Source organism: Caldisericia bacterium (assembly GCA_021158845.1).
GTDB lineage: Bacteria > Caldisericota > Caldisericia > B22-G15 > B22-G15 > B22-G15.
Genome location: JAGGSY010000158.1, coordinates 1 through 10,315 on the forward strand (window position 1 = coordinate 1; position 10,315 = coordinate 10,315).

Genomic DNA, 10,315 nt, shown 5'->3' on the forward strand with positions numbered 1-10,315 from the left:
TTAATCACCTCTCTTATAGCTCTTATTCAAAACATGAATTCTCTTTTCCTAATCAAAACTATAATTCACTTCAAACCTATGAACTTTTATCTATTTCAGAGCCCTCAAGTTTAACAATAATTTTCACAAAACCATGAGTTATATACCATAATTAGCAGAAAGGATTAGGTTGTTTTTTTGGGAAAAGATCTTCGTATTCTTAATTCCCTTAAGAGGAAGAAATTGTGGTAGATCATGGAAAAACCGTAGAAATTTGATATAATTAGTTCATTAATTGAGAAAAGGAGAAAAATTATGGAAGAGAAAATTCTGGGAGCACTTCCCAATGTGAGTTTAAAGAAAGGTTTATTTAAAAGCATTCTTTACAATCTTGTTATTACAGATAAAAGGATGATTTTTGCCCGTTTCAGAAAGGAGTTGATAAAAGAGGAGGCAAAAAAGAGAGCAGAGAAACTTGAAGAAGAGGGGAGGGGTAAGGTAAGACAATTTTTTGCTAAACTCGGGACAGGTCTTACCTTCTATAAAAGATACTTTGATATGGATCCAGAAGAGATATTAAAAGAAACAGAAGGGAACTTTTTCATAGTCCCCTCGAATGTGAGTAAAATAAGACTTAAGAAAGGGAGTGTTTCCTATGATGAGGATGGAGATGTAGAGTATGAGAATCCACATACCCTTTTCATAACAACTACATCTGGTGAAAAATTAAAACTTTTGTTTAGGTCAGACTTTAATAGTGCAAGGAGCTTACTTTCTCAAATTTTTGGTAGGATTTAAAAATTTTCTATTTTATTTTGTCTATTTTTTGATAAAATATATATGGATGTTAATAAATCTTAATGTACGAAATTTTGCGATTATTGAAGATCTATCTGTAGAATTTGGACAGGGTTTAAATGTAATAACTGGAGAGACAGGTTCCGGGAAGTCAATTCTAATAACAGCACTTGGAGTTACCTTAGGAAATAAATTTTCAAAGGAGATGTTAAGGGAGGGAACTGACAAAGTTCTTTTGTCAGCCACATTTGATGTCTCCCATAGTGAAAAAGCTCTATTAAAGCTTAAAGAAATGGGCATTTCAGATGAGGTATTATTCTTTCAGAGAGAGATTCCAAAAGAGGGAAGGCAAAAATTTAGAATAAATGGTATGGTGGTTCCATACTCTCTATACAGGGAGATTGGCGAAATCCTTATAGATATTCATGGTCAACACGAACCCCAATCTCTCTTGAATAGGGCTAAACACTTGGAACTACTTGATAGATTTATAGGAGAGGAGTTTTTAAAACAAAGAGAGGAATTTGCAAGGATTCTTTTAAAATACAAAAATATAAAAAAAGAAATTGAAAAAATTAAATCCACACAGGAGGAAGCCCAGAGGAGAAAAGATTATCTAAGGTTTATTATAGAAGAGATTGAAAATGCCGGAATAAGCGAGTCAGAAGAAGAAGAGCTATTGGAAAAAAGCCGCATACTAAGAAATGTGTCAAAACTTAAAGAGATCTATCAGAATGTGTTCTCTCTGCTTCAAGGAAAGGAGGGAAGTGCAGTTGAATCGGTATCTCTTTCAGAGAAACTTCTCAGTGAGATTCAGGATGTTGATAAGAAGGTAGAGGAATTTTTACCTATCCTTGAAGAGGTTGAATCAAAGTTATTAGATGTTGTGGATTCTATCAAAAAAAGAAAAGAGGAGATAGAATTTGATCCAAACGAATTAGAGAGCATAGAGGAAAGGCTCTCAACATATGATGAACTTAAGAGAAAGTATGGAAGAACCACAAAAGACATTCTAAATTTCCTTGAAACCTCTAAAGATGAACTTTCAGAATTAGAGAATAGAACATACAAACTTGAGAATCTTGAAAAGGAAAAGAGGGAGCTTGAAGATAGACTTGTATCAATAGGAAAATTTCTAAGAGAGAAGAGAAAAGAAAACGCCAGAATCCTTGAAGAAAGAATAGAAAAGGAGCTTTCTGATCTTGCAATGGAGAAGGCAAAGGTGTATATAAAATTTTTGGAGAAAGAAAGCGAAGATGGTTTGCCCTTTGATGGAAAGAAACTTGAACCTTACAACTGGGGATTTGAAATGGTAGAGTTTTACATAGCACCAAATCCAGGTGAAAGTGAAAAGCCATTAAATAAGATTGCATCAGGGGGAGAGTTATCAAGGATAATGCTTGCAATAAGAACAATTTTCGCCAGCGAAGAGGAGATACCCTGTATAGTTTTTGATGAGATAGACCAGGGAATTGGAGGGAGGGTTGGAGAGATGGTTGGAAGAAAACTCCTCAATCTATCAAAGAATTTACAAACCATAGTTATAACCCACCTTCCCCAAATTGCATCTCTTGGTGAGGTTCATATTGTTCTATCAAAGAATTTCACCGAGGGTAAAACCTATCTTACAGCTAAAAGAGTTGAAGACGAAGAGAGAGTTTATGAGATAGCAAGAATGATTGGTGGTTTGAAAGTTACAGATACAGCTATAAATCATGCAAGAGAATTATTAAAACAAAGGGAGGTAGAAGGTGTATAAAATACTGGTTATTAATCCTGGTTCAACCAGCACAAGGGTTGGATTTTTTGAGGATGAGAGGGAGATTCTAAGGGAGACAATAACTCATGATGCGGCATTTCTCTCTAAATTTGAGAGAATATTTGATCAGTATGAGTTTAGAAAGAGTGCTGTTGTTGATTTTCTAAACAAAAACCATATAGACCTGAAAGAACTTTCAGCTGTTGTGGGGAGAGGAGGTATTATACATCCAGTTTCTGCAGGTACATATTTAGTCAATGAGAAGATGATAGAAGATTCAAAGAATTCTCCAATTGAACATGCAAGTAATCTTGGTGCGGTAATTGCCTATGAGATTGCAAAACCTCTTGGAATTCCTGCATTTATTGTCGATCCAGTGGTTGTTGATGAGTTTATTCCCCTTGCAAGAATATCAGGACTTAAAGAGATTGAGAGAAAATCCCGTTTACATGCCTTAAATATGAGGAGAGTTGCGATTCAAAGAGCAAAGGAAAAGGGAGGGAAACTTTCAGATTTTAATTTTATAGTTGGACATATAGGAGGAGGGATATCAATTGCACCATTTATGAAGGGAAGAATTGTAGATGTAAATGATGCAAGTTCTGGTGGTCCCTTTTCTCCTGAAAGAAGTGGAGGTCTCCCATCTGGTGATTTAGTCAAGATGTGCTTTTCAGGAAAGTATACAAAGGAAGAGATTAAAAAGAAGCTTATGGGGAAAGGAGGTGTTGTCGCATACTTAGGTACAAATGATATGAGAGAGGTGGAGAGAAGAATAGAGGAGGGAGATGATTTTGCGAAACTTATTTTTGAAGCTATGGCATATCAGATAGCAAAGGAGATAGGTGCAGATGCAACAGTTCTCAAGGGAGATGTGGATGAGATTATTCTTACAGGGGGAGTTGTTAATTCAAAGAGACTTGTGGAACTTATAAAAGAGAGAGTTTCATTTATTGCACCTATTGTCCTCTTCCCCGGTGAAAAGGAACTTGAGGCACTCGCTCTTGGTGCATTGAGAGTCCTTCGGGGAGAGGAAGAAGCCAAAATCTATACTTAAGGAGGTAGATATGCTTAAGAATTTTGATGAGTTGGTGGAAAGAGCAAAGGGACTTGGGAAGAGAAGACTTGCAGTTGCCAATCCTTATGAGGTTGAGGATCTGAAAGCCATCAAGAAAGCTAAAGATGAAGGTATCATTGAACCAATTATAATTGGTGACAAGGAGAAGATTGTGGAGTTTTTGAAGAAGGCAAATATTGAACCTGACATGGAAATTGTTGAGGAGAAGGACTACTACAAAGCCATAGAACTTTCCATTCAGTTTGCAAGGGAGGGTAAAGCTGATCTTATAATGAAGGGCCTTGTAAAAACACCGGATTTACTGCATGCCGTTCTTGATAAAGAAAAGGGGATAAGAAAGTATAAACTTCTCTCCCATGTTGGTGTTTTGTCATGCTCAAGGTATCCCAAGTTTATAATAATGAGTGACGGTGGAATGGTTATAGCACCAAGTCTTGAGGAGAAGGTAGAGATTCTTAAGAATGCCCTCATTGTAGCTAAAGCTCTTGAAATTGAAACTCCAAAGGTTGCACTTCTTTCTGCCATTGAAATAGTTAACCCAAAAATGCCATCAACCCTTGATGCAGCACTTATTGCAAAGATGGCTCAAAGAAAACAGATTAAAGGTATCATAGCTGATGGCCCTCTTGCCTTCGACAATGCAATTTCAAAATGGGCTGCAGAGCACAAAGGCATAGATTCACCTGTTGCTGGCGATGCAGATGTATTTATAGTTCCAAATATTGAAGCGGGAAATATATTCTTTAAGATTTTGAATTATCTATCCGATGGAAAGAGTGCAGGTGTTGTGATAGGAGCAAAAGTTCCAGTGGTTCTTCCATCCCGTGCAGATACTCCCGAATCTAAATTCTATTCAATTGTTCTAAGTTCTCTTGTGTCAAGGTACACATGAATAGTAAGGGAGGCATGGTGGGTTTTATAAAAAATTTAAATAAAAGGAGGTAGAGATGGAGAAGGAATTAAATCCCTTCAAGATTGTTCAAGAGCAGATTGAGGAAGTATGTAGAGTTCTTAAGCTTTCCGATGAGGTTATTGAGTATTTAAAATGGCCTAAAAGAGTTTTAAGTGTAAGAATCCCTGTTAAAATGGATGATGGAAGTATTAAAATTTTCGCTGGATTTAGATCTCAGCACAATGATGCACTTGGTCCAACAAAAGGCGGAATTAGATTTCATCCAAATGTGACTATGGATGAAGTTATGGCACTTTCCACATGGATGACATTAAAATGTGGGGTTGTTGACATTCCTTATGGAGGAGCGAAGGGAGGAGTAAAATGTAATCCTAAAGAGATGAGTGAAGGAGAATTGGAGAGATTGTCAAGGGGATACATTGATGCTATATGGCAGTTTATAGGTCCTGAGAGAGACATTCCCGCTCCAGATGTATATACAAACCCACAGATTATGGCATGGATGATGGATGAGTATTCAAAGATCAAAGGCTACAATGTACCAGGTGTCATTACAGGAAAACCAATAATTATAGGTGGTTCAAAGGGTAGAGGATTTGCTACATCTATGGGTACACGCTTTGTCATAGAAGAGGCAGTCAAAGTTCTTGGTATAGATTTAAAGGGTGCAACTGTTTCCATTCAGGGTTATGGAAATGCAGGTTACTGGGCTGCAAAACTTATGCATGATGGAGGGGCAAAGATAATTGCTGTTAGTGACTCTAAAGGTGGAATATATTCAGAAGATGGACTTGATCCTGACAAGGTTTTAGATTGGAAGAAGAAAAATAAGAGTGTAAGTGGATTCCCTGGAACAAAAGAGATAGGTTCTAAAGGACCTTTGACTGTAAAATGCGATATTCTTATCCCAGCGGCACTTGAAAACCAGATAACAGGTGAGAATGCAAATGAAGTTAAAGCAAAGATTGTAGCAGAGGCGGCAAATGGTCCTACAACACCTGAAGCAGATAAGATACTCACAAAGAATGGGGTACTTGTTATTCCAGATATTCTGGCAAATGCAGGTGGAGTTACAGTCTCATACTTTGAGTGGGTTCAGAATAACTACGGTTATTATTGGTCAGAAGAGGAAGTCCTTGAGAAACTTGAAAAGAAAATGAAGAGTGCATTCCAGAATGTTTATAATACCCATAAGGAGATGAACATAGGAATGAGAGTTGCTGCAGGTGTAGTTTCGATAAAGAGAGTGGTAGAAGCTATGAAGGTGAGAGGTTGGATTTAATAAAACTTAGAGAAGAGGGGGCTTTGCCCCCTCAAAGTGTTGGAGGCTAAAAATGGAGAGAGTTCTTGTTATAAATCCAGGTTCTACAAGCACAAAGGTTGCCGTATTTGAAGGTGAAAAACCATTGTTTACTGAAGTTTTAAGGCACGATGCAGAAGAACTTAAGAAATTTAAGAAAATTGTTGATCAGTATGAATTTAGAAGAGATATTGTTCTTAACCTTTTAAAAGAGAAAGAAATTCCTCTATCTTCTCTTTCAGCAGTTGTGGGGCGAGGTGGACTTATAAAATCTGTTCCTGGAGGAACATATCTTGTTAATGAAAAGATGCTTCACGATTTACGCATAGGACTTCAGGGAGAACATGCAAGTAATCTTGGTGGTATCCTTGCCTATGAGATTGCAAAACCTCTTGGAATTCCTGCATTCATTGTTGACCCAGTTGTTGTTGATGAAATGGATGATCTGGCAAGGATTTCCGGCTTGCCAGAGATAGAAAGAAAGAGTATATTCCATGCCTTAAATCAGAAATCTGTGGCAAGAAAGGCTGCGTCAGATTTAGGTAAAAGGTATGAGGATGTAAACTTTATTGTAGTCCATCTTGGTGGAGGAATATCCATTGGTGCCCACAGAAGGGGAAGAGTTGTTGATGTAAACAATGCTTTAAATGGAGATGGTCCCTTTGCTCCTGAAAGAGCTGGAGGTCTACCTACACAGGCACTTGTTGATATGTGTTTTTCAGGGAAGTTTACCCTTGAGGAAATGCTTAAGAAACTCGCAGGCAAGGGAGGCCTTGTCTCTCATCTTGGAACCAACGATGCCAGAAAGGTTGAGAAGATGATAGAGGAGGGAGATGAACACGCTAAATTAATTTACGAAGCTATGGCATATCAAATAGCAAAAACCATTGGTGAGATGGCAACAGTTTTGAAGGGTGATGTTGATGCAATAATTCTTACTGGTGGTCTTGCTTACTCCAAGATGTTAACAGAGTGGGTGAAAGAGAGAGTATCCTTTATTGCTCCAGTAAAGATCTATCCTGGAGAGAATGAAATGGAAGCACTTGCCTTTGGTGCTTTGAGAGTTCTGAGAGGAGAAGAGAAGGCAAAGATTTATGAATAATGTAAAGAAAATAACAATATTTATTGGTGAAATTGGAAGCGGAAAGACAGAAATTTCAATAAATTATGCCATAAAACTGAGAAAAGAGAAAGACAAAGATGTGGATCTCATCGACCTTGACATAATGAAGCCCTATATAAGACTTAGGGACTTAAAAGATGAGATAGAGAAATTTGGAGTTAATGTGGTATCACCACCACAAAAATACAAACAGGCAGACCTTCCAATACTCATTCATGCAACAAAATCTTGTATTTTCGATGAGAATAGATTTTGTGTTTACGATATTGGAGGAGGAGAGGAGAGTTCCTTTATATTAAGGCAGTTTCCAGAGTTAAGAGAATTCCCCTATAATTTATTTTTTGTTGTAAACATCTTCAGGCCATTTACCCAAACGAAGGAGGAGATAGAAAATGCAATAAAAACTCTTGAATCTGCTAGTGGCCTTAAGATAAGTGGTATAGTTTCAAATTCTCATTTGCGGGAACACACAAAAAAGGAGGATGTAATTAAGGGTTACAAAGTTGTTAAGGAGGTAAGTGGGGTTTTAGGTATTCCTATTGCGTTTGTTGGTGTGAAGGAGAGTATGGTGGATAAGTTTAGGGATGAAGAGTTTTATGAGTATATTTTCCCTATGAAGACTTTTATAAAGTATCCAGGAGAAAGATAAGGAGGGAATATGGAAAAGCCAAGTAAAGTAATTATTGACAGAGAGCGTTGTAAGGAGTGTGGGTATTGCATCCATTTCTGTCCCACTCATGTATTAGCCATGGATAAGAATTTAAATTCCAGAGGGTATCATCCAACAATACTCGTCGATGAGGATGGATGCATAATGTGTGGGATTTGCGCTCAGGTTTGTCCTGAGGCAGCCATTGAGGTTTACAGGATTAAGGAGGAGGTGAAAAAATGAGTGAAAAGATATTTATGAAAGGGGCAGAAGCACTTGCAGAGGCAGTTATTCGTTCTGGTTGTAGATTGTTTTTTGGATATCCCATAACTCCTCAGAATGAAACTCCAGAGTATTTCTCAAGAAAACTCCCTCTTATTGGAGGAACATACCTTCAGGCTGAAAGTGAAGTTGCTGCGATAAACATGGTTTATGGTGCAGCATGCGCAGGAAAGAGAGTTTTTACATCTACCTCTTCACCAGGTTTTTCACTTATGCAGGAAGGGATTTCATATATATCTGGTTCCAACGTTCCAGCAGTTGTGGCAAACATTGTTAGAGGAGGTCCTGGTCTTGGAGATATACAACCTGCTCAATCAGATTACTTTCAGGCAACAAAAGGTGGAGGACATGGTGATTATCATTTAATTGTTCTTGCACCATCCACAGTTCAGGAGGTTGTAGATTTAGTTCCGGTAGCTTTTGATCTTGCAGACAAATACAGAATGGTTGTGGAACTTTTACTTGATGGTATTCTTGGACAAATGATGGAAGCAGTTGAATTTAAATATGATATAAAACCTGAAGATCTACCAGAAAAGCCATGGGCAACAACTGGCGCAAAGGGAAGACCTAAAAACATAATAACATCCCTTGACCTAAAGCCTGAAAATTTAGAAAAGATAAACCTTGATCTACAAAAGAAGTATAAAGAGGTTGAAGAGAAGGAGAAGAGATGGGAAGAGTATAGGTGTGATGACGCAGAGTATCTAATTGTTGCCTTTGGAACTACAGGAAGAATTGTGAAATCTGCTGTAGATGAATTGAGAAATGAGGGTATAAAGGTTGGTCTATTTAGACCCATAACTCTCTGGCCCTTCCCATATAAAGAACTTGCAGCATTTATTGATAAAGTCAAGTTCTTCCTCGATGTGGAGATGAATCTTGGTCAGATGCTCGAGGATGTGAACCTTGCAATAAAGGACAAAAAGCCAGTATTCTTTTATGGAAGAACGGGAGGAATGGTTCCAACAGTTGATGAGATAAAGGAGTTTTTCAAGAAAAAACTTGAGGAGGTGAAATAAAATGACTGTAAAGCCTATATACACTTTTCCAAAATCCTTAGAGAAGAAGAATACCCACTACTGCCCTGGATGTCATCATGGAATTATCCATAGATTAGTTGCAGAGCTTATAGATGAAATGAACCTTTTAGAGAAGACTGTAATAGTCTGGCCTGTGGGTTGTTCTGTCCTCGGGTATGAGTATCTTAAAACAGATGGAGTTGAGGCAGCTCATGGAAGAGCGCCTGCCATGGCAACGGGTATAAAGAGAGCAAGTCCTGATAGCTTTGTTATCTCATATCAAGGTGATGGTGATCTTGCATCCATTGGTATGGCTGAGATTGTACATGCAGCAGCAAGAGGAGAGAAGATTACTGTCGTGTTTATCAATAACACAAATTATGGAATGACAGGTGGACAGATGGCACCTACAACTCTTGTTGGACAGAAAACCACCACAAGTCCATATGGGAGAGATCCAAATGTTTGTGGTTATCCAATAAGAGTAAGTGAGATGCTTGCAACTCTTGAGGGACCAGCATACATTGCGAGGGCAGCTGTTAATAAACCGGCAAGAATAGTTCAAGCCAAGAAATTTTTGAGGAAGGCATTTAATGCTCAACTTAAAGGATTAGGTTTTTCAATGGTTGAATTTCTCTCCGCGTGTCCTGTTCAATGGCATATGACTCCCATTGAAGCCCTTGATAGAATAGAAAAAGAGTTAATTCCTTACTATCCTCTTGGTGAATTTAAAGTTAAAGAGGGGGTGGAGTGATGTATCTTGAAGTGATAATTGCTGGTTTTGGCGGTCAGGGTGTAATGCTTGCAGGAGAGGTTATATGTGAAGCTGCTACGAGAATGGGTGTTAATGCTACATTCTTCCCATCCTACGGACCTGAAATGAGAGGTGGAACAGCAAACTGTACTGTGATTGTTTCTGATAAACCCATTGCATCTCCTGTTCTTGCCACAAGTGAAAATATAATTGTTATGAATAGACCCTCCCTTGATAAATTTGAACCAAGAGTTAAAAAAGGTGGCCTCCTTATTGTAAATTCATCCCTTGTAGATAGAAAAGTGGAAAGAGATGACATTGAAGTTCTGGAAATCCCTGCAAATAAAATTGCTGAAGAAGTAATTGGTAACCCGTTAACAGCGAATATGGTTGTACTTGGTGCCTTCATAACTAAAACAGGAGTGATTCCTCTTGAGGAGATTAAAAAAGCAGTGGAGAAGTTCTTGGGTGAAAGAAAGAAACACTTAGTGGAGGTAAACTTTAAAGCTCTTGATGAGGGAGCAAAACTCGTAAAGTGAGTTGAATATGGGGAGGTTAGTTACCTCCCCATAAATGTTTATTGTCTGTCATATCTCATCGAAAATCTTCATCCTTGAATTTAATCTCTTTATATTTTATACTTAAGTGATTATGAGAAAAG

The 10,315-nt window shown here is 37.9% G+C and carries 11 protein-coding genes; all 11 read left to right on the forward strand.

Annotation, left to right across the window (positions count from 1 at the left end; translation table 11 throughout):
• Positions 1–294 precede the first annotated feature (294 nt).
• The 11 genes from J7J33_05550 to J7J33_05600 are packed head-to-tail and all read left to right on the forward strand — an operon-like array spanning position 295 to position 10,193.
• Positions 295–777 carry a hypothetical protein gene (locus J7J33_05550; protein MCD6168743.1) on the forward strand — a complete coding sequence of 161 codons (483 nt, stop codon included), beginning with the start codon at positions 295–297 and terminating at the stop codon, positions 775–777.
• 46 nt (positions 778–823) lie between these two features.
• Positions 824–2,536 (forward strand): DNA repair protein RecN, encoded by a 1,713-nt coding sequence (gene recN / locus J7J33_05555; GenBank protein MCD6168744.1) that lies wholly within the window; start codon positions 824–826, stop codon positions 2,534–2,536.
• Positions 2,529–3,590 carry a butyrate kinase gene (gene buk, locus J7J33_05560; GenBank protein ID MCD6168745.1) on the forward strand — a complete coding sequence of 354 codons (1,062 nt, stop codon included), beginning with the start codon at positions 2,529–2,531 and terminating at the stop codon, positions 3,588–3,590. The genes recN and buk (J7J33_05560) overlap by 8 nt, the downstream gene beginning before the upstream one ends.
• A gap of 10 nt (positions 3,591–3,600) precedes the next feature.
• Entirely contained in the window at positions 3,601–4,503 is a 903-nt protein-coding gene (locus tag J7J33_05565) for a bifunctional enoyl-CoA hydratase/phosphate acetyltransferase (protein MCD6168746.1), read from the forward strand.
• A gap of 55 nt (positions 4,504–4,558) precedes the next feature.
• Positions 4,559–5,806 (forward strand): Glu/Leu/Phe/Val dehydrogenase, encoded by a 1,248-nt coding sequence (locus J7J33_05570; protein MCD6168747.1) that lies wholly within the window; start codon positions 4,559–4,561, stop codon positions 5,804–5,806.
• A gap of 52 nt (positions 5,807–5,858) precedes the next feature.
• Positions 5,859–6,926, forward strand: coding sequence for a butyrate kinase (gene buk / locus J7J33_05575; protein MCD6168748.1), 1,068 nt, complete (start codon positions 5,859–5,861; stop codon positions 6,924–6,926).
• Positions 6,919–7,596, forward strand: a complete 678-nt coding sequence (locus tag J7J33_05580; GenBank protein MCD6168749.1) for a hypothetical protein — start codon at positions 6,919–6,921, stop codon at positions 7,594–7,596. The genes buk (J7J33_05575) and J7J33_05580 overlap by 8 nt, the downstream gene beginning before the upstream one ends.
• A 9-nt stretch (positions 7,597–7,605) precedes the next feature.
• A complete protein-coding gene (locus J7J33_05585; protein MCD6168750.1) occupies positions 7,606–7,839 on the forward strand; it encodes a 4Fe-4S binding protein in 234 nt (77 codons plus the stop codon).
• Positions 7,836–8,900: a 3-methyl-2-oxobutanoate dehydrogenase subunit VorB gene (locus J7J33_05590; GenBank protein MCD6168751.1), complete on the forward strand. Its 1,065-nt coding sequence runs from the start codon at positions 7,836–7,838 to the stop codon at positions 8,898–8,900. The genes J7J33_05585 and J7J33_05590 overlap by 4 nt, the downstream gene beginning before the upstream one ends.
• 1 nt (position 8,901) lies before the next feature.
• Positions 8,902–9,654 (forward strand): 2-oxoglutarate oxidoreductase, encoded by a 753-nt coding sequence (locus J7J33_05595; protein ID MCD6168752.1) that lies wholly within the window; start codon positions 8,902–8,904, stop codon positions 9,652–9,654.
• Positions 9,654–10,193, forward strand: a complete 540-nt coding sequence (locus tag J7J33_05600; GenBank protein ID MCD6168753.1) for a 2-oxoacid:acceptor oxidoreductase family protein — start codon at positions 9,654–9,656, stop codon at positions 10,191–10,193. Before J7J33_05595 ends, J7J33_05600 begins: the two co-directional genes overlap by 1 nt.
• The last annotated feature ends 122 nt before the right edge of the window (positions 10,194–10,315 follow it).